This is a genomic window from Sodalis sp. RH16, assembly GCF_047324245.1.
Taxonomy (GTDB): Bacteria; Pseudomonadota; Gammaproteobacteria; order Enterobacterales; family Enterobacteriaceae; genus Acerihabitans; species Acerihabitans ligni.
In genome coordinates, this window is record NZ_CP178737.1 from 2,866,331 (window position 1) to 2,884,703 (window position 18,373).

General features: G+C 56.6%; 19 protein-coding genes. 10 read left to right on the forward strand and 9 right to left on the reverse strand.

Annotated elements, in window-relative coordinates:
• Window positions 1-68: 68 nt before the first annotated feature.
• From proX to proV, 3 genes are all read right to left on the reverse strand, one after another.
• Entirely contained in the window at window positions 69-1,064 is a 996-nt protein-coding gene (gene proX / locus ACL2XJ_RS13165; protein ID WP_413726714.1) for a glycine betaine/L-proline ABC transporter substrate-binding protein ProX, read from the reverse strand.
• A 157-nt stretch (window positions 1,065-1,221) separates the two neighbouring features.
• Window positions 1,222-2,421, reverse strand: a complete 1,200-nt coding sequence (proW, locus tag ACL2XJ_RS13170) for a glycine betaine/L-proline ABC transporter permease ProW (RefSeq protein WP_413726715.1) — start codon at window positions 2,419-2,421, stop codon at window positions 1,222-1,224.
• A complete protein-coding gene (proV, locus tag ACL2XJ_RS13175) occupies window positions 2,414-3,616 on the reverse strand; it encodes a glycine betaine/L-proline ABC transporter ATP-binding protein ProV (protein WP_413726716.1) in 1,203 nt (400 codons plus the stop codon). The genes proW and proV overlap by 8 nt, the downstream gene beginning before the upstream one ends.
• A gap of 114 nt (window positions 3,617-3,730) precedes the next feature.
• On the opposite strand from proV, the gene ACL2XJ_RS13180 reads away from it, so the two are divergent.
• A complete protein-coding gene (locus ACL2XJ_RS13180) occupies window positions 3,731-3,946 on the forward strand; it encodes a hypothetical protein (RefSeq protein WP_413726717.1) in 216 nt (71 codons plus the stop codon).
• Window positions 3,947-4,074: 128 nt separating this feature from the next.
• On the opposite strand, the gene nrdF is transcribed toward ACL2XJ_RS13180, so the two are convergent.
• The 4 genes from nrdF to nrdH are packed head-to-tail and all read right to left on the reverse strand — an operon-like array spanning window position 4,075 to window position 7,844.
• The gene (gene nrdF / locus ACL2XJ_RS13185; RefSeq protein ID WP_413726718.1) at window positions 4,075-5,046 is read right to left on the reverse strand and encodes a class 1b ribonucleoside-diphosphate reductase subunit beta; all 972 of its coding nucleotides are present in this window, start codon (window positions 5,044-5,046) and stop codon (window positions 4,075-4,077) included.
• An 18-nt stretch (window positions 5,047-5,064) separates the two neighbouring features.
• Window positions 5,065-7,215 carry a class 1b ribonucleoside-diphosphate reductase subunit alpha gene (gene nrdE / locus ACL2XJ_RS13190; protein ID WP_413726719.1) on the reverse strand — a complete coding sequence of 717 codons (2,151 nt, stop codon included), beginning with the start codon at window positions 7,213-7,215 and terminating at the stop codon, window positions 5,065-5,067.
• Window positions 7,197-7,598 (reverse strand): class Ib ribonucleoside-diphosphate reductase assembly flavoprotein NrdI, encoded by a 402-nt coding sequence (gene nrdI / locus ACL2XJ_RS13195; protein ID WP_132923184.1) that lies wholly within the window; start codon window positions 7,596-7,598, stop codon window positions 7,197-7,199. Before nrdI ends, nrdE begins: the two co-directional genes overlap by 19 nt.
• Before the next feature lie 6 nt (window positions 7,599-7,604).
• Window positions 7,605-7,844, reverse strand: a complete 240-nt coding sequence (gene nrdH / locus ACL2XJ_RS13200) for a glutaredoxin-like protein NrdH (protein ID WP_132923183.1) — start codon at window positions 7,842-7,844, stop codon at window positions 7,605-7,607.
• Here nrdH and ACL2XJ_RS13205 point away from each other — a divergent pair.
• Window positions 7,843-7,968: an AgrD family cyclic lactone autoinducer peptide gene (locus ACL2XJ_RS13205; protein ID WP_413726720.1), complete on the forward strand. Its 126-nt coding sequence runs from the start codon at window positions 7,843-7,845 to the stop codon at window positions 7,966-7,968. The two genes, nrdH and ACL2XJ_RS13205, sit on opposite strands and share 2 nt — an antisense overlap.
• Before the next feature lie 294 nt (window positions 7,969-8,262).
• Here the strand turns inward: ACL2XJ_RS13205 and ACL2XJ_RS13210 are convergent, their stop codons facing one another.
• Entirely contained in the window at window positions 8,263-8,577 is a 315-nt protein-coding gene (locus ACL2XJ_RS13210; RefSeq protein WP_132923181.1) for a DUF883 family protein, read from the reverse strand.
• 304 nt (window positions 8,578-8,881) lie between these two features.
• Here ACL2XJ_RS13210 and ACL2XJ_RS13215 point away from each other — a divergent pair, with 304 nt between their 5' ends.
• Window positions 8,882-9,217 carry a DUF2002 family protein gene (locus ACL2XJ_RS13215; RefSeq protein WP_132923180.1) on the forward strand — a complete coding sequence of 112 codons (336 nt, stop codon included), beginning with the start codon at window positions 8,882-8,884 and terminating at the stop codon, window positions 9,215-9,217.
• Here ACL2XJ_RS13215 and ACL2XJ_RS13220 read toward each other — a convergent pair.
• Entirely contained in the window at window positions 9,210-10,376 is a 1,167-nt protein-coding gene (locus ACL2XJ_RS13220; protein WP_413726721.1) for a hypothetical protein, read from the reverse strand. The two genes, ACL2XJ_RS13215 and ACL2XJ_RS13220, sit on opposite strands and share 8 nt — an antisense overlap.
• Window positions 10,377-10,752: 376 nt before the next feature.
• Between ACL2XJ_RS13220 and ACL2XJ_RS13225 the strand changes: the two genes are divergently transcribed.
• The 7 genes from ACL2XJ_RS13225 (at window position 10,753) to ACL2XJ_RS13255 (ending at window position 18,334) form a co-directional block, all read left to right on the forward strand.
• Complete coding sequence (locus tag ACL2XJ_RS13225) at window positions 10,753-11,646, forward strand: ABC transporter substrate-binding protein (RefSeq protein ID WP_243701463.1); 894 nt, start codon at window positions 10,753-10,755, stop codon at window positions 11,644-11,646.
• Window positions 11,647-11,665: 19 nt separating this feature from the next.
• Window positions 11,666-13,348, forward strand: a complete 1,683-nt coding sequence (locus tag ACL2XJ_RS13230; RefSeq protein WP_413726722.1) for an FAD-dependent oxidoreductase — start codon at window positions 11,666-11,668, stop codon at window positions 13,346-13,348.
• A 5-nt stretch (window positions 13,349-13,353) separates the two neighbouring features.
• Window positions 13,354-14,124: an SDR family NAD(P)-dependent oxidoreductase gene (locus ACL2XJ_RS13235; protein WP_413726723.1), complete on the forward strand. Its 771-nt coding sequence runs from the start codon at window positions 13,354-13,356 to the stop codon at window positions 14,122-14,124.
• Between the two features lie 42 nt (window positions 14,125-14,166).
• Window positions 14,167-14,946, forward strand: coding sequence for an amino acid ABC transporter ATP-binding protein (locus tag ACL2XJ_RS13240; protein WP_132923177.1), 780 nt, complete (start codon window positions 14,167-14,169; stop codon window positions 14,944-14,946).
• A gap of 171 nt (window positions 14,947-15,117) precedes the next feature.
• A complete protein-coding gene (locus tag ACL2XJ_RS13245) occupies window positions 15,118-16,035 on the forward strand; it encodes an amino acid ABC transporter permease (RefSeq protein ID WP_341785745.1) in 918 nt (305 codons plus the stop codon).
• 20 nt (window positions 16,036-16,055) lie between these two features.
• Window positions 16,056-17,114, forward strand: a complete 1,059-nt coding sequence (locus ACL2XJ_RS13250; RefSeq protein ID WP_413726724.1) for an LLM class flavin-dependent oxidoreductase — start codon at window positions 16,056-16,058, stop codon at window positions 17,112-17,114.
• Window positions 17,115-17,170: 56 nt separating this feature from the next.
• Entirely contained in the window at window positions 17,171-18,334 is a 1,164-nt protein-coding gene (locus tag ACL2XJ_RS13255) for an aromatic ring-hydroxylating oxygenase subunit alpha (protein WP_132923175.1), read from the forward strand.
• Window positions 18,335-18,373: the final 39 nt, after the last annotated feature.

Genomic DNA, 18,373 nt, shown 5'->3' on the forward strand with positions numbered 1-18,373 from the left:
CCGCTATGGCATCACCCATGCGCGCCTTCCAACTCCTTGCCGTCGCTCCGGCGCTTAACCGGGTTTCGCTATTTTGCCGTGGCGGCGGTGCTTATCCAGCTGTCAAACAGCTCTTGATGAGCAGCAATCCAGCCATTGGCGTGCCGTTCGATATCTGCCGACGAAGCCTGTCCTTCGTGCATGCGAAGATTCTGTGCATTCACATCGGCGATGGGCAGCTTCATGATAGCAAACAGTTTCGCCGCGGCCGGATTGGCCTGCGCCCACTGCTTGTTGGCGACGATGCGCATACTGTTGACCGGAAAACCGTAATCGGCGCCATTGGGGAGTTTGGTGCTGAGGGTTTTCTGCGGACCGGGCAGCGAAGAGAACGGCACCTGTAACCAGACCACGTCCCGGCCGGGCACCAACACATCGCTCACCCAGTATGGCGTCCAGGTATAATAAAGAATCGGTTTTCCTTCTTTGAATCGGGCAATGGTGTCGGCGATGATCGCCGCATAATTTCCCTGGTTATGTTCGACCGTATCGCCCAGTCCATAGGCTTTGATTTGATGGTTAATCACCGCCTCACAGCCCCAGCCCGGCGTACAGCCGGCCAAATCGGCCTTGCCGTCGCCATTGGCATCAAACAGCGCGGCCAGTTTGGGATCTTTTAACTGGTCGATGAAGACAATGTGGTATTTGTCAGCGGTTTTTTTATCGATCAAATAGCCTTGGGCGGCGCCTTGCACATACTGGCCCTGGCGATAAAATTTATCCCCGCCCCCGGCGGCCTGGTATTGATCGGCATGGAGCGGATCCCAGTTCACCGCCATAAAGGTGGCGTCGCCGGCGGCAATAGACGTGTAAGCCACGTTATAATCCACCTCGCGTATGGGCTTGATATCGTAGCCCAGTTTTTCCAGGGCTTTATCCACCAGCAGGGTCTGAAACGTCTCTTCGGTCAGGGTACTTTGCAGCGGTTGCACCGCGATGCCTTTACCGGGCTGGCCGGCGGCAAAAGAAGTCTGTGCGGCCATGGCCGCGGTGAACGTCAGCGCCCAAATCGTTTTATTTCCCATGGGTAGTCCTTATCAAATAGTCAGTAGGTGTAGCGAAATGCGCGGCATTCCGGCCCGGCATCGAAGCGGGAACGGGTCCGGAAGATCATCGCGATTTTATAACCTGCCCGGTGAGGGCAGGCCGTTAACAGAACGAGGCTATGCCATCCGCCGGTGCTTAAAGCGTCGGTTTTTTGATGAAGGGCCGGGTGAGCAGACCTAACGGGCCGCCGGCATACCAACGGCCATGCACGCGGTTACGGCTATCCCGCCCCATGGATTGCGTCAGCCGATCGAGGATAATGGCCAGGATCACGATGCCGGCGCCGCCGATGGTCGCCAGGCCCATGTCCAGCCGGCCGATGCCGCGCAGTACCATCTGGCCCAGTCCCCCTACCGCAATCATGGAGGCGATGACCACCATGGAGAGCGCCAGCATCAGCGTCTGGTTGATGCCGGCCATAATGGTGGGCAGCGCCAGCGGCAGCTGTACCTTGAACAGCAGCTGGCCTGGGCTGGCGCCGAAAGATCCGGCGGCCTCCAGTAAATCCGCCGGCACCTGTTTGATACCGAGTATCGTCATGCGCACCACCGGCGGCAGTGCGAAGATAATGGTCACCACCACCCCCGGCACATTGCCGATGCCGAACAACATGACTATGGGTACCAGATAGACAAACGCCGGCGTGGTCTGCATAGCATCCAGCAAGGGCCGGATATAGCGGGCGGCCCTTTGGCTACGGGCCAGCCAGATGCCCAAAGGCAGGCCTAAAACGATACAGAACAGCAGCGAGGTCAGCACCAGCGCCAGGGTGACCATGGCCTGTCCCCAGGCGCCGATGGCACCGATAATCGTCAGCGACGCCAGGGTGGCGACGCCCATGGCCGGGGTCGCTATCTGCCAGGCCAGCAGGGCGAACAGCACGATGGCGATAGGCGCCGGCAGCGCCAGCAAAACATGCTGGAAGCCGCTCAGAATGAAATCCACCGGTACACGGATGCCCTGGAAGAACGGGCGAAAATGCAGCACCAGCCAGTTAATACCAAGGGTTACCCAGCTATCCAAAGGGATGAGCGTATGGTGAAACGGATCCAGCAGCGTGAAATGCTCCGGCGCCGCCGCCGGTCCGCTGTTCAGCCAGTCGGCGCCCGGTTGGGCCAGAGGGTGGCCGGCCGCGGCGGAGTGGCTGGAGGCGGCGTTGTTCCATGCATCGGCGGGGGCATTCGCCCCGCCGGCCTGGGCGCTTTGCGCCGCCGTGTCCCCTTGGGGCAACGGCGCGCTGTTCCACGGATCGGCGGCAGGGGATGCGGCGCTCTGGACGCCGGTAGCGTTGGCCGATGAGGCGCCGGCCTCTGATGGGCTTGGTAATTTATTCATTGGTCGCTCCTTCCCGATCTAATGCCTGCAGCAACATGCCTTTGGAGATCACGCCGATATAGCGGTTTTCCTCACCTACCACCGGTACGGCACAGGGCGCCTGAGCCACGGTGGAGATCATCTCGTTTAACGGCGTATCGGCGGGTACCGGGATCGGACTGTCGAGCAAGGCCTGTTCCAGCGGCAGATTAGCGGCCAGGACGGCCTTCAGTGAATCCACCGACACCACGCCGATGAACTTTTGCCCCCGTTCCAACAGATAACCGAAGTCGCGATCCTCATCCTGCAAAAGCTTCAAGGCGGAGCGCGGGCCGAAGCCAGGGGTTTTGCGGATCAAGGTGACCGGGCGCCGCAAGGCGATATCCCGGGCATTAAAAACATGGCTGACATCCACGCCGCGAAAGAAGGTGCGGACATAGTCATTGGCCGGGTTCTTCAGAATGTCCTCCGGCGTGCCCACCTGTACCACTTCGCCGCCCTGCATAATGGCAATGCGATCGCCGATGCGCATGGCTTCGTCGAGATCGTGGGAGATAAATACGATGGTGCGCTGGTGGCGGGCCTGCAGGTTGATGAGCTCATCTTGCATCTCGGCCCGGATCAAGGGGTCAAGGGCCGAAAAGGCTTCGTCCATCAGCAGGATATCGGGGTTATTGGCCAGCGCCCGCGCCAGACCCACACGCTGGCGCATGCCGCCGGAGAGCTGGTCCGGCCAGGAAAACGCCTGCATCTCCAATCCCACCTGGGCCAATGCCTCGACGGCCTTGGTCCGGCGTTCGCCCGCGGGTATGCCGGCCAGCATCATGCCGAAGGCGGTATTGTCCACCACGTTGAGGTGGGGCATCAGGGCGAAGGATTGGAATACCATGCTGATTTTCTTGCGCCGCACCTCGCGCATGGCTTTATCCGAGATCTTGGCGATATCGACGCCGTCAATCAGGACTTCGCCCCGGGTCGGTTCTATCAGACGATTGAGAAGGCGTACCAACGTGGATTTGCCGGAACCGGATAATCCCATGATGACGAATATCTCGCCTTCTTCAATGGCCAGAGAGGCATTTTTCACGCCCACCGTCAGACCGGTTTTTTCGAATATTTTATCTTTGTCGAGTCCCGTTTTCAGAAGCTTAAGCGCCCGTTCGGGATGGTCGCCGAATATTTTATACAGATTCTTAACTTCAAGTTTAACAGCCATGCAATTATTATTTCCCTGTGTTGCTTATACTATTTTGATTAGCCCTGGTACATATAAAAAGGTTGTATACCCTAACATACTGAGCTCATTAGACAACCCCTAATCGACCCGTGCATGTCATATTCTACCGGCGGGGAAAACGTATTTCCTGCGATTTATCCAGCTATGACAGGCGTTTGGCGGACTATTTCCGCCCTTGGATTCATTGCTGCCGCTTATGGCGCAAGAGGGCTCATTTTGTCCTGGATGTTGAAAATAGCCGGTATGGTAAAGCTGATTTCTGCATCAGGGAGAATGTTCAATGCGATTATTTTTTTTATAAAATTTTAAATGAAAAAGAGGTATTTTAAGAAGAGGGTATATTGTTTTAGATCTATCGAAATTCACTATTTATTAAATGAACGTAGAAAAGGGATATTACCACCGTTACCAGGGTAATATCCCGCAGGGTATATATATTAAAATGCCCAGTCCTCGTCTTCGGTATTCACCGCCCGGCCCATGACATACGAGGAGCCGGAGCCGGAGAAAAAGTCATGATTTTCATCCGCATTGGGCGACAGGGCGGATAAAATCGCCGGATTGACCGCGGTCATGGCCGCCGGGAACAGCGCCTCATAACCCAGATTCATCAGCGCCTTATTGGCGTTGTAATGAAGAAAAGCCTTTACATCCTCGGTCCAGCCGACGCCGTCATATAATTCCGCGCTGTAGACCAGTTCATTCTCGTACAAATCCTGCAACAGGTCATAGGCGAAGCTCTTGACGGCTTCCCGCCGCGCCGCCGTGCAGTGTTCCAGCCCGCGCTGGAACTTATAGCCGATATAGTAGCCATGCACCGCTTCATCACGAATAATCAGACGGATAAGGTCGGCGGTATTGGTGAGTTTCGCTCGGCTGGAATAATACATGGGCAGGTAGAAGCCGGAATAAAACAGGAAAGATTCCAAAAAGACGCTGGCGATTTTTTTCGTCAGCGGATCTTCCTCGCGGTAATATTTTTCGATAATGGCCGCTTTATTTTGCAGCGCGCCGTTCTGCTCGCTCCAGCGGTATGCGGCATCTACGTCCGCCATCGGACACAGCGTGGAAAATATCGAACTGTAGGACCGCGCATGCACCGCTTCCATAAAGCTGATATTCGAAAAAACCGCTTCTTCATGAGGCGTGGCCGCATCCGCCATCAGGGCCGGCGCGCCGACGGTATTTTGCACCGTGTCCAACAACGTCAGGCCGGTAAATACCCTGATGGTCAGCTGTTGTTCCCGGTGGGAAAGTGTCCCCCAGGAAGTCACATCATTGGACAGGGGTATTTTTTCCGGCAGCCAGAAATTGGCGGTGAGGCGATTCCAGACCTCCAGATCCTTATCGTCTTCCAGGCGATTCCAGTTGACCGCCTTGATGGTACGCAGCGTGCGAGCTGTTGTCATGGCCGTGGGTTCCTTGGTTTACAGTGCGCAGGAGACGCAGCCGGCGACTTCCGTCCCCTCCAGCGCCAACTGACGGATGCGGATGTAATACAGCGTCTTGATGCCTTTTTTCCAGGCATAGATCTGCGCCTTGTTGATATCCCGGGTGGTGGCGGTATCACGGAAAAACAGCGTCAGCGACAGGCCCTGATCCACATGCCGCGTGGCGGCGGCGTAGGTGTCGATAATTTTTTCCGGCCCGATCTCATAGGCGTCCTGGAAATACTGCAGATTGTCGTTATCCATATAGGGAGCCGGATAATAGACCCGTCCGGTCTTGCCCTCCTTGCGGATCTCGATGGGAGACACGATGGGATGGATGCTGGAGGTGGAATGATTAATGTAAGAGATAGAGCCGGTGGGAGGCACCGCCTGCAAGTTTTGGTTATACAACCCGTGCGCCATCACCGAGTCACGCAGAGCCAGCCACTCCTCGCGGCCCGGCAGGGCGATGCCGGCGCCGGCGAATAAACTTCGCACCCGTTCCGTTTGCGGTTGCCAAACCTGCTCCAGGTACGGACGAAAGTACTCGCCGGAAGCATAACGGGAATCGCCGAAGCCGCTGAACGACTTCCCCCGTTCAATGGCCAGCCGGTTGGAGGCCCGCAGGGCATGATAGGTCACGGTATAAAAATAGATATTGGTAAAATCCACCCCTTCTTCGGAACCGTAGTAAATATGTTCCCGCGCCAGGTAGCCGTGCAGATTCATTTGCCCCAAACCGATGGCATGGGATTCGTCATTGCCTTTGACAATGGAGGGAACGGAAGCGATCCGGCTCATGTCCGACACCGCGGTTAAGCCGCGCACGGCGGTTTCCACCGTATTGCCGAAATCCGGCGAATCCATGGTGCGGGCGATATTCAGCGAACCGAGGTTACAGGAAATATCCTTGCCCACCTCGCGGTAGCTTAAATCCTCATTGTAAAGCGTGGCGCTGTTCACCTGCAGGATCTCCGAACAGAGGTTGCTCATATTGATCCGGCCGGCGATGGGGTTGGCGCGGTTAACCGTATCCTCGAAAACCATATAGGGATAACCGGATTCGAACTGGATCTCCGCCAGGGTCTGGAAAAACTGCCGGGCGTTGACGGCGGTTTTGCGGATGCGGCTGTCCGCCGCCATCTCATGGTATTTCTCGCTGATATTGAGCTGGGAAAATGGCGCGCCATAGACCCGTTCCACGTCATAGGGAGAAAACAGATACATCGGGCGGTTGTCACGCGCCAGTTCAAATGTGATATCGGGGATGACCACGCCCAGGGACAGGGTTTTGATGCGGATTTTTTCATCGGCGTTTTCCCGCTTGGTATCGAGAAAGCGCATGATGTCGGGGTGGTGGGCATGGAGATAGACCGCGCCGGCGCCCTGGCGCGCCCCCAGCTGATTGGCATAGGAAAAGGCGTCTTCCAGCATTTTCATCACCGGGATCACCCCTGAAGACTGGTTTTCAATGCGTTTAATGGGCGCCCCAGCTTCCCGCAGGTTGGTGAGCATAAACGCCACGCCGCCGCCGCGTTTCGACAGCTGCAGCGCCGCATTGACCGAGCGGCCGATGGACTCCATATTGTCTTCGATGCGCAGCAGGAAACAGGAGACATATTCCCCGCGCTGCTGTTTGCCGCAGTTGAGAAAGGTCGGCGTGGCGGGCTGGAAGCGGCCGGTCATCATCTCTTCCATCAAGCGGACGGCCAGGGCGCCGTCGCCGGCGGCCAGGGTCAGCGCCACCATGCAGACCCGGTCTTCATAACGTTCGAGATAGTGCCGGCCGTCAAAGGTTTTCAGGGCATAACCGGTGTAGAACTTCAGGGCTCCCATAAAGGTCTGGAAACGGAAATGGTGCGCATCCGCCCGTTGGTACAGCTCGGCGATAAATTCAGCGGAGTAGGGCGCCAGTACCCCCGCTTCGTAATAACCTTCCGCCACCAGGGCGTCCAACCTGGCCGCGGGGGACGGAAACCGCCGGCTGTTGGGGATGACATGCTGCTGTAGGTAGCAGTCTATGGCCTGACGATCTTTATGGAATTGTATCTTGCCTTCCGAGTCATACAGATTCAGCATGGCGTTTAAAGCATGATAATCCGCCAGTTCCGGACCGGGGCGGGTGATGTTCAGTTCTGTCGTTGCCAAAATTCGGTCACTCCTTCACGTACCTGCCGCACGTCTTCCGCTGTTCCCAGTAATTCGAAACGATAAAGAAAGGGAACCTGGCACTTTTTGGCGATGATGTCGCCCGCCAGACAGAACGCCGCGCCAAAATTCCGGTTACCGGCGCCGATGACGCCGCGCAGCCAGGAACGATTCGTTGCATCATTGAGAAAACGGATCACCTGGGGCGGTACCGCCCCGTGCCGGCTACCGCCGCCATAGCTGGGAGTAATCAGGATATAGGGGCTATCCATTCGCAGCCGCTGCGACGTCGCCAGGGGAATCCGCACGCTGGGCAGGGAGACCTTGCCGACGAAGCGGTGCGTATTCTCCGAGCTGCTGGAAAAATAAACCAGGGTGGCCATAGCGGTTTACGAGGCCATGGCCGCGGCGGCCAGACCGCTTATCTTGTCCGGCCTGAAGCCGCTCCAGCTGTCGCCGGCGGTTTCCACCACCGGCACCTGCTGGTAGCCCAGGGAACGGACATAATCCAGCGCCTGCCTATCCTGCAGAATATCCACTTTCCGATATAGAAGGCCTTTGCTGTCCAGGGCGCGACAGGTGGCGTGACATTGAACGCAATCCGGTTTAGTGTAAATAGTAATGCTCATGATTCGTATTTACCTCTCAAGTAACAATCCCAAGTGGATTTGTGCGGCACGGGTAGTGGTGGAATCTGTCGTTAATACTATATGTAGATATTATTTTTATCAACCACGCAATATATGGTGTTAATGCAGGGGGAAGGCAAAGCGGCGACATAAAAAAACCGCTCTTTGGCAAGAGCGGTCAGACTGCCGACAAACGTACTCGGCGTTAATAAGTAGGGACAGGCTGCCAGAAGAGTAAACCGTCCGCGCCAGGGACGGCGCGGATCGAGCCTCCAGGGACGGATTTACGGCGTGTTTACGATCTGGCGGCCTGTCCCCACCGGGCACTTTGTCAACAAGCTCGCCGCTCTTTGGCAAGAGCGGTCAATATTGCCTGGTCAGGAGGGTCAGCGGCCGGACACCCGGCCGGGCAGTAATTTTAACGGCGGGATAATAGCACGCCGAGGACTATGCCTACCGCGGTGGTGATGCCCAGGCTCTGCCAGGGTTTTTCAACAACATAATTTTTGGTCTGAATAGCGGTATCGCGCGCATACTGGCCCAGACGGCTGGTGCCGTTCACGCGGGCACGGGCATCTTTCAATACGCCTTTGGCTTTGCTGCGCAACGCGTCCAGCTGTTCTTGCGTTGTTTTTTCGGAAGTGTTGAGCAATTCATCCAAAGTGTCGGCTAACAGAGAAACATCGTCTTTGATATCCCGTTGGATCCCGTCTTTTTCAGTATTCGTAAACATGTGTTTCTCCCTTTCGGTTATTGAGTGATTTAACTTTAGTTCATTCAGGGGCTTCTTGCTGGCATGCCGGCGGTTTCGGGCTGGATTACACGAGATAAAAACAAAATTCCAGCAGGGGACACGCAGGGGCCGGGATAGGCGAAACGGGCGGCCGGTCAAGCCTTTACAGGCGAAGCGGGGGAAAGGGATAGGAAAAGTTTTCCGATTTTTGGAATATTCCGAAAAAGCGCCGGCCGTCTACAGACGAGCCCCTTAACTGATTACATTACTGTGAAACTTCACCCGGACTAAAAGAGGACGAACCATGTATTTAAGACCCGATGAAGTCGCTCGCGTACTTGAAAACGCCGGTTTTGAAAGAGATTATATCACTCAACAATGCTACGGTTACCGCAAAGGGCATCATTATGTCTACGTTAACCGGGAAGCCAAAATGGGCCGAACCGCCCTGGTGGTACACCCTTCCCTGCGGGATAAAAGCAGCCTGTTTGCCGCCCCGACCTCGCCGGTACGCTCCAGCGACAGCTACCGCGCTTTCCCCGCCGACCCTCAGGGCACGCCGGACAGTCATTACGGAATACCCCACGGCTTCAGTTCCCGCGCGTCGCTGCACCATTATTTGAAAAAGATGTTCAATTAAGCGACTCATTAAGGGACCGCGCCATTATGGCATACAGCTCGGCGCGCCCATGGCGATTGAACAGACGCTGCTCTTCAACGCTGTCGAGGTGGGTTGCGGAGAATTGTCCGGCAAAGCTTCTGAGCGTTTCCTTGGGGTAGGCTTTCCCAACCCGCGAAAGTGAATCTCCGGCAAGACTTTCCATAGCTTTAGCAACAAAAAGACCACAGGCGTTGGGTGCGTTTTCTTGTAAATTATCGTCGATAAATGTCACCTCTTGCTGCTGTCCGACCCCGCAGCGATGGGCAAGATCAACCAGGTAATTTTTCTCGTCGTTATTCAAATAATGCGAGCTGTCCAGGACGATCGCTTCTTTTTGCTCATCTGCGTTGATAAACCAGCCGAACAGAATCCAGTGGTCACGGAAAAGCAACGGAATAAAGCCGGCCGCGGGTTCCGAGGCGGATATGCCGTCGGAAGCATTATAGGCTCCGCCAAACGACATGCGCCGGGAGTCGGCATCAGGGGATTCCAGCGATAAGAGCACCCGTCTGTGGTTCCCATCAGTAACCTCACTCTGGGAAACGTTGGCGGCGGGATAGAATGTGAGGGTGCTATCGACCTCAAGCGCGTTGGCAAAAGCGTCTATTTCGGCTGAGGAAATGAATCGATTGGTTGCCAAAGCCGATTCAGCGGTATTCTCTTCCAATTCACTGACATAGTGTAAGAATATTGATGAATTCTGTAATTTACCAAAGAGTTCAGCCTGCTGTTCCGACCCGCTTTGGGCTTCGAAAGCGGCCATAAGCAACAATGAGGCAGGCAATTCCCATATGTCGGTGCTTTCACGCCGCGTGTTTTGGTTTCTTTGCTGAACCAGGGTAAAAAGCCGCAGGCTGTCTTTGCCTATCTGCTCTCTTAGCCGGGTATCGTCGGGTCCCTTGCCGCGATATAAATCGAAAAGACAATCTTCAGCCTCGGCCCCCCTCTCACTGGCTTCGCAGGCCAGGGTGAAGAGGTATTCAATACTTGCGGTATCGTTTCGTGTGGCCCGCTCCTTAAGTTCGTCAAGCAAACGGCGGTCTTCCGTGGGCCACCGATCGTAAAAGGAATTTTTTTCCGGATAATCAGACGGTATGCCCTTAGTATTTACCGGCGATGGTTGAATATCGAAGGCCATTTTTTTCCCTTTAATAAGCAAGTTAGTTCAATTCTATAATTTGTATTTCCTCTTGGCTTTCATATATCGCCATTAGCGATTCGCTGCTTGGCTTTGCTGTGTAGCAGCGGAAACGCCTGCACTTTTTTGATGAAAAAATGCAACATTTGCACTCTTAACGCTCATTTATTATACGCCCAGGGACGCTGGCGCCGGCAGCAAACCTAATGATTACATAATTAATCAGTTAATTAATTGATTAGTTAATTGATGGCACGCTAGTTGCTAATTTAAAGGGTAACGCCAGGTCACGGCCACGGGCGTTAGGACACATTTTTGGCTGATCCGCCCTGATTATCGGGTTAACCGGGTAAAGACGTTTCAGGAGTTCCGAGGAATGAGAAAACTATTTATGCTGCCCCATACGCTGTTGCTGTGCGCAGGTTTGGCTCTGGGAAGTATGGTTTACGCAGCGGACGGCACGCCTATCGCCATGGATAAAACCTTGCACGATATGCTGCCGGAAAACATCAAGAACCACGGCTATATCAATCTGGTTACCGATGCCCACTATCCTCCCTGCGAAGTCTTCGCCGAGGATAACAAAACCATGCTGGGGTTCGAACCCGATTTGTGGGATGCCCTGGGCAAGGTGCTAGGGGTGGCGGTAAAGCCGGTATCCATTGATTTCGACGGTTTGATTCCCGGCGTGAAAAGCGGCCGTTACGATATGGCCATGGAGTGCATCTCCGACAGCCTGGAGCGGGAAAAACAGGTTACGTTCGTGAATTACGCCTATGCCACCAATGAAGTCTATACCCTGGCGGGCAACAAAAGCATCGTCAGCGATCCGTTGTCCCTCTGCGGCCTGAAGGTGGGCGTACAGTCCGGCACTGATTTCCAGCATGCCGTGACGGAAATTTTCAGCCCCAACTGCGTTAAGAACGGCAAGCCGGCGATTAACGTCACCACGCTGCCTTCGGCGGATGCCGTACTGCTGGCCCTCTATTCCGGCCGTATCGATTTTGTCCTGAATGACGCCGCCGCGGCGGCAGCCATTAAAAAAGCGGCGCCACGTCCGATACGCACCGTCACCATGCCCCTGATGCCGAGGTATTATCTGGGCATCGTGGTGAAGCCGGATAACCAGCAGCTGGCCCAGGCCTTGCTGGGGGCGTTAAAGGTGCTGTGGGACAACGGCGAGTATGACCGCATCATGAAAAAGTGGGATTTGGATCCGGTGAAGCTGGAGCAGCCGGGCATCAATCTCTTCACCACCCGTCCCATGTAATCCGGCGGTGGCGGGCAATATGCAATCGGTAAGTCCGGCGCGGGGAGCAGGCCCGCTTGTCGCCGACGTCACCATGGCGTGCGACGTGCTGGTGGTGGGGTCGGGAAGCGCGGCCCTCAGCGCGGCCCTCGCCGCGTCCGTGGCGGGGCTGTCGGTACTGGTGATGGAAAAGGCCGAAAGCCTGGGAGGGACCTCTGCCATGTCCGGCGGCGCGGTGTGGGTGCCGGCCAATCATCACGCCCTGGCGCAGGGGGTGGCGGACAGCCCGGAAGAAGCGTTGACCTATTTACGCGCCACCGCCCCGGACGGATGGCGGGAGACGGAGGACCCTCTTTGGCAGCAGTTTTGCCGCTGCGCGCCGGAGATGCTGGCCTTTTTGGAAAAACACACCCCGCTGCGCTTTGAGCTGACGCCGGAATCCGATCCCCTCATGGCCTTTGACGGGGCCAAAGCCTTCGGCAGGATGGTAACCCCCGCGCCTTTGCGGGCGGCGGTGCTGGGCTCCCGCCCCTGGCCCATCAGGACATCGCCGCTGCCGCAGGTGTACACCTATCAGGAAGTGATCCGCGAAGACATTTATCATCATCCGTTCCGGGTGGCGGCCAAACTGGCGCCGCGCCTGGTCTGGCGGCGGCTTACATCTACCCGGACCAAAGGCGCGGCGCTGATTACCGGGCTGCTGGCGGGGTGTCTGGCCAACGGCTGCCGGGTGAAGACGGCGGCGCGGGTGCTGGAACTGATTACCGAGGGGGAACAGGGGGTCACCGGGGCATGGGTCGCCCGGCACGGCCGCCTGATCAAGGTGACGGCGGCCCGGGGCGTAGTGTTGGCCAGCGGGGGATTCGAATGGGATGCCCGGCGCCGGGCCGTCCATTTTCCCGGTCCTTTCGATGCCATCTCCAGCCCGCGGACCAACGAAGGCGACGGGCATCGCATGGCGGAGGCGGCGGGCGCGCAGCTGGCCCATATGGATCAGGCCAACATCAGCGGATCCCTGCCCACCCGCTATGAAGGCCGGCCTTACGGTTTGTCGGTGTTTTTTCAATATGAACCGAACATCATTCTGGTGAACCGCCACGGCCGGCGGTTTACCAACGAATTCCAGTTCAATCTCGGCGAGGCGCTGGACGAGCGCTGTGAACAAAGCGGCCTGCCGCTGCATCTTCCCGCGTGGCTTATCGCCGACAGCCGGCTGCTGTGGCGGGCGCCGCTTTTGTCGGTCTGTGCCCTGCGCAGCAAAGGCTGGCTGCGCCGCGAGGCGACCTTGGGCGGGCTGGCGGCCCTGCTGGGGCTGCCGCCTGGCGCGCTGGAGGAGACGGTGGCGCGCTTCAACGCCTGTTGCGAACGGGGTGTGGACGAGGATTTTCAGCGCCATCTGGCCACCGGCCATGGGGCGGGAGATCGCCGTTTTCACGGCGGGTTAATGAAAATAGCGCGCGGTCCGTTTATCGCGATACCGTTCAACCGAACCTTCCTGGCCACTAAAGGCGGCCCGCGTACGGATGAATTCGGCCGGGTGATACACCGCGACGGCACGGTTATCCGCGGCCTGTATTGCGCCGGCGTCGCTATGGCCAATCCCATCGGCACCCGCGGCGTGGGCGCCGGCACCACCCTGGGACCGAATCTGACCTGGGGTTATATCTGCGGACGCGCCCTGGTGCATGGCGGCGACTCCGCTTCCTCTTCACCGGAGAAATAAAAGTAATGGAAAATACGCTGATGGCGGGGAAAACCGCGCTTATCACCGGCGGATCAAAAGGCATCGGCCGGGCTATTGCCCTGCGGCTGGCACAGGCTGGCGCCAATATTGCATTACTCCTCAGGCAGGATCGGGCCGCCGGGGAGAGCCTAATGGCGGAAATCCGCGCCCTGGGCGGCCGGGGAGCGGCCTATTATGGCGATATTACCGAGCGGGAGCAGGTAAGGGAGCACATTGCGGCCATCACCGCCGGCTTCGGCGGTATCCATATGCTGGTGAACAATGCCGGCGCCGTCGCCCAAGGCGCCTTATTGACCCTGGATGACCAGCAATGGCGGCAGGTGATTGCCACCAACCTCACCGGCTGTTTTGTGGTGGCCACCGAGGCGGCGAAACAGATGCGCGCCCAGGGCGGCGGCGGCATCGTCAATATCGCCGGCGCCTCGGCGCACCGTTGCTATCCCGGCGCCGGCGCTTTCGGCGCCAGTAAAGCGGCGGTAGTCAACCTGACCCGGCAAATGGCCGTTGAATGGGCGGATTACGGCATCCGGGTTAATGGCGTCAGCCCGGGGCCCATCCGGGACGCCGACGATGACTGGCAGCAACGGGAGCCGCAGCTGGCGGCGGAAGTGGCCCGCTTGCCGCTGCGCCGCGCGGGTTTGCCGGAGGAAGTGGCGTCGGCGGTGTTCTATCTGCTCAGCGACGCCGCCTATACCACCGGCCATATGCTGGCGGTGGACGGCGGTGGCCTTTGCACCTGGTATATGACCCGATGAACAGCCGGGCTTTTCATTCTTATTCATAAAGAGGAACCCAACATGCCCGACACCACGACGCCGGCGGTTGCCGCATACCAAGTGGTAAAACAATTCCACGGCAATGAGATCCTCAAAGGCGTGGACATCAGGATCCGGCGGGGGGAGGTTGCGTGCCTCATCGGCCCTTCCGGCTCCGGTAAGTCCACCTTTTTACGCTGCATTAACCATCTGGAGAAAATCGACGGCGGGGCGCTGTATGTGGAAGGTGAGCTGATGGGCTACCGTCAGGTGGGGGATAAGCTTTATGAGCTCAAGGAAGCGGAGATCGCCCGAAAACGCGCCGGAATCGGCATGGTCTTTCAGCGCTTCAATCTTTTCGGCCATATGACCGCCCTGGAGAATGTCATCGAGGCGCCGCAGCGGGTACGCAAAATACCGCGAGCCGAGGCGCTGGAGCAGGGCAAGGCGCTGCTGGCTCGGGTGGGATTGTCCCATAGGTTTGACGCCTACCCTTCGCAGCTTTCCGGCGGCCAGCAGCAGCGGGTGGCCATTGCCCGCGCGCTGGCGATGAAGCCTACCCTGATGCTGTTTGACGAGCCCACCAGCGCGCTGGATCCGGAATTGGTGGGAGAAGTGCTGGATGTGATGCGGGATTTGGCAAAAGAGGGAATGACCATGGTGGTGGTAACCCATGAAATGGCGTTTGCCCGGGAAGTGGGGGACAGCGTCGCGTTTATGGATAACGGCGCGATCATTGAGAAGAGCTCGCCGGAGGAACTGTTCCAGCGGCCGCAGCACCCGCGAACCCGCTCGTTTTTGGCTAAATATCTTTCACAGTGATGGACTATGTTTAATATGTTGTTTTTAAAGTATTTATTGTTAATTGAAAAATTAAATTCAGCGCTGGATTTTCATTGACAGTAAGAGAATGCAAGTGCATATTATTAATTAACTGATTAATTAAATGTGTGGCTGCCATTGCGCTATCCTTCTGCGGTTAAGAGAGATGAGATGACAGACAATCAGCAATACCGTGCCATGCGGCAGCGACAAATAGACGCCGCGCACGAAAAAGCGTTTCCCCATGATGCCCTGGTGGTCATACCCACCCGTTACCCCGGGCGCTGGATTTCAGTGGCGGTGTGCGTTTTGCTGCTGATTCTGCTTATCCGGTCCATGGTGATGAATGAGAATTTCGGCTGGTCCATTGTGGGGCACTACCTGTTTTCTCCCATTATCCTGTCGGGATTATGGGTAACGGTATGGCTGACGGCGGTGATTATGGCCTTGGCGATTGTGCTCAGTGTTTTTATCGCCACGCTGCGGTTATCCGCCAACCCGCTGTTGTCGCGTTTCAGTTCCGGCTATATCTGGTTCTTTCGCGGTACGCCGGTGCTGGTGCAGTTGATTTTCTGGTATAACCTGGCCGCGCTTTATCCAGAGGTCTATATCGGCATACCCCACGTGTTTACGCTATACCAGGGCAGTATGAACGATCTGATTACCCCCTATACCGCCGCCATATTGGGATTGGGATTGAACGAGGCGGCCTACATGGCGGAGATCATCCGGGCGGGCATGTCATCAGTGGATACCGGTCAGCAGGAGGCGGCTCGCGCGCTGGGCATGAATAAAGGATTGTGGTTGCGACGCATTATTTTGCCGCAGGCGATACCCTTTATTATCCCTCCCACCGGGAACCAGGTGATAGGGATGCTGAAAACCACCTCGTTGGTCAGCGTGATTTCGTTATCGGATTTGTTGTATTCGGCACAATCTATTTATTCTCGGACGTTTGAAAATATTCCGTTACTGATTGTTGCCTGTATTTGGTATTTATTTGCCACCACGATATTGAGCTGGATACAGGGGCGGATTGAAAACATATTCCGTAAAGGTCAAACCGCCGATAGATTCGCTCGGAATTAAAGGTTGGACGGGAGCAGGCAATGAAATTGGGATTGTTTAATTTAATGTCATACCAGGATAATCCGCAGGGAATCCAGGGCGTCATTAATGATATGCGCAGCATGGTCGGCCTGGCGGAAGAAATAGGGTTTGAAACCGCCTGGTTTGCCGAACACCATTTCAGCAATTATTCCATCAGCGTATCGCCGCTGTTAATGGCCGCGCATATGGCGGGATACTGCCGGCGAATCAAACTCGGTACCGCGGTTATCGTTTTGCCGCTGTATGAACCCATGCGCCTGGCGCAGGAAATCGCCCTCGTGGACCGGTTGACCGACGGCCGCCTGGTGTTGGGCATCGGCAGCGGCTACCAGGCCTACGAATTTGACCGCTATGGCATGGACGTGGCGCGGCGCAACGATATCCTGCTGGATAAGTGGGCATTTATCGAGTCGGCGCTGGTGGACGGACAGACCGAGACGCTGTCATGGCAAGGGCAGCACATTAAAACGGACTTTTTGCTCAGGCCGCTGCAGCAGCCCCTGCCGCCGGTGTTTATCACCACCGCCCAGCCGGCGCTGTTGCAGCGATTCAGCCGTTGGCGGCCCACCGCCTTCATGACCGCCGGCTGGCGCGGTTCGCCGCGGCTGAAAACCATGGTGGACGACGCCCGGCGGGAATGGCATGAGGCCGGCCTGCCGGCGGATACGCCGGTGGCGGTACAGCAGTATATCCATGTCACCGACAGCAAAAAAGCCGCCCTGGAAGCCGCCGAGCGGGCGCTGTTCGTGGCCCGGATGATTGCGGCGCTGCACGGCAAGGAGATGAGTACCGAAGGCGCTTTTATCCACGCCCCCAAATTCCCTGATGAACCGGATGCCTCGGTGATTCGGGATAATCTTATAATCGGCGATGCCCAGCATGTGGCCGAACGTATTATCCAGGAAGTCAAGGATTTGAATCCGTCCCATTACAACTGTTTTTTCCAATTTGGCGATATGCCCATTGCCGCCGCCAGGCAATCATTGGAAAAATTCGGCCTGGAGGTGATTCCATTATTGGAACGGGCCTTGGGTAAAGTCACGGTGGATATTCGTTAAGTCTTATTACGTTAAATGTATTACCCAATATGCTTTGTTATTAAAGGGGAGAGTCCATGCCTGAATATTCACAGCGAATACCTGTTGCCGGTGACGACTGCGGGATGATAATCGAAAAGATTAAACGGCAGCAGTCCGATAATTCCGCCCTGGCCGAGACGTTACCGCCGGAAGCCTATAATAGCGATGCATTTTTTTCTCATGAAATGGAAAAAATATTTCGCGGCGATTGGGTATTCGTCGGCCATGTATCGCAAATTCCGGCGCTGGGGGATTATTTCACGCTGGATATCGTTAACGAGCCGCTGGTGGTGGTACGCAACGCCGAGGGCGTCAGCGTCATGTCCGCCGTCTGCCTGCACCGCTGGGCGCCGGTGGTGAGCGGCCAGGGCAACTGCAAGGCGTTTGTCTGCCCGTTCCATAACTGGACCTACGATATTACGGGCAACCTTATCGGCACGCCCTATATGAATCAGGCGGCGGATTTCGACCGCAAGCAGTGCCGTCTGCCGGTCATTCGCAGTGAAATCGTTCACGGCATGATTTTCATTACCTTTTCAGAGCAGGTGGAATCCATTGCCCAGCGGTTAAAGCCCCTCAACGCCCTGTTGGATAAATACCAGGTGGCTGAACTGGACACCGCCTATACCCTGGACTACGACTGCCCGTTCAACTGGAAAATGGCGGTGGAGACCTTTATGGAGTGCTATCACCACTCCGCGGTGCACCGTACCACCCTGGAAGACAGTTTTCCCGGCCGGCTGAGTTATATCGGCGAAGACGGCCCCGGCTGGACCCTGTGCCACCAGCCGCTGCGCAAAAACGGCGAACTGTCCGAAGTGCTGACGGAAGGGCTGATTCCTTTAACCGGCTTTAGCGAAGAGGATATGCGGCAAATCCATCTGATGCTGATTTATCCCGGCTGCCTGATAGGCCTCAATCCGGATCGGCTCAGTATCAGCACCCTGCTGCCCATCAATAAGCACATGACCGTCTGGCATCGTCTGGTGCTGGTGTCCAAGGCCTCCAGCGCGCAGCCCTCTTTTGCGCAGACCGCCGCCGATATGAAAGCATCCAGCCTCTCCATCATCGATGAAGATCTGATGATTAATTCGGCCCAGCAACGGGGCAGCGCATCGCAGCTGGCCGGGCCGGGACGCCTGGGACATTTGGAAACCACGGTCTGGCATTTGGCGAACTATATACGTACTCGCATCTGACGCGCGGGCTCACGCCGGCAGGATAAAAAAGGTAATCGG

Coding starts and splice junctions, on each gene's coding strand:
- ACL2XJ_RS13210 (WP_132923181.1), bottom strand. CDS start 8,577: ATGTTTACGAATACTGAAAAAGACGGGATCCAACGGGATATCAAAGAC.
- ACL2XJ_RS13250 (WP_413726724.1), top strand. CDS start 16,056: ATGAAATTGGGATTGTTTAATTTAATGTCATACCAGGATAATCCGCAG.
- ACL2XJ_RS13240 (WP_132923177.1), top strand. CDS start 14,167: ATGCCCGACACCACGACGCCGGCGGTTGCCGCATACCAAGTGGTAAAA.
- ACL2XJ_RS13235 (WP_413726723.1), top strand. CDS start 13,354: ATGGAAAATACGCTGATGGCGGGGAAAACCGCGCTTATCACCGGCGGA.
- proW (WP_413726715.1), bottom strand. CDS start 2,421: ATGAATAAATTACCAAGCCCATCAGAGGCCGGCGCCTCATCGGCCAAC.
- ACL2XJ_RS13255 (WP_132923175.1), top strand. CDS start 17,171: ATGCCTGAATATTCACAGCGAATACCTGTTGCCGGTGACGACTGCGGG.
- ACL2XJ_RS13220 (WP_413726721.1), bottom strand. CDS start 10,376: ATGGCCTTCGATATTCAACCATCGCCGGTAAATACTAAGGGCATACCG.
- nrdF (WP_413726718.1), bottom strand. CDS start 5,046: ATGACAACAGCTCGCACGCTGCGTACCATCAAGGCGGTCAACTGGAAT.
- proV (WP_413726716.1), bottom strand. CDS start 3,616: ATGGCTGTTAAACTTGAAGTTAAGAATCTGTATAAAATATTCGGCGAC.
- ACL2XJ_RS13245 (WP_341785745.1), top strand. CDS start 15,118: ATGACAGACAATCAGCAATACCGTGCCATGCGGCAGCGACAAATAGAC.
- ACL2XJ_RS13225 (WP_243701463.1), top strand. CDS start 10,753: ATGAGAAAACTATTTATGCTGCCCCATACGCTGTTGCTGTGCGCAGGT.
- nrdH (WP_132923183.1), bottom strand. CDS start 7,844: ATGAGCATTACTATTTACACTAAACCGGATTGCGTTCAATGTCACGCC.
- proX (WP_413726714.1), bottom strand. CDS start 1,064: ATGGGAAATAAAACGATTTGGGCGCTGACGTTCACCGCGGCCATGGCC.
- ACL2XJ_RS13215 (WP_132923180.1), top strand. CDS start 8,882: ATGTATTTAAGACCCGATGAAGTCGCTCGCGTACTTGAAAACGCCGGT.
- ACL2XJ_RS13230 (WP_413726722.1), top strand. CDS start 11,666: ATGCAATCGGTAAGTCCGGCGCGGGGAGCAGGCCCGCTTGTCGCCGAC.
- ACL2XJ_RS13205 (WP_413726720.1), top strand. CDS start 7,843: ATGATTCGTATTTACCTCTCAAGTAACAATCCCAAGTGGATTTGTGCG.
- ACL2XJ_RS13180 (WP_413726717.1), top strand. CDS start 3,731: ATGTCATATTCTACCGGCGGGGAAAACGTATTTCCTGCGATTTATCCA.
- nrdI (WP_132923184.1), bottom strand. CDS start 7,598: ATGGCCACCCTGGTTTATTTTTCCAGCAGCTCGGAGAATACGCACCGC.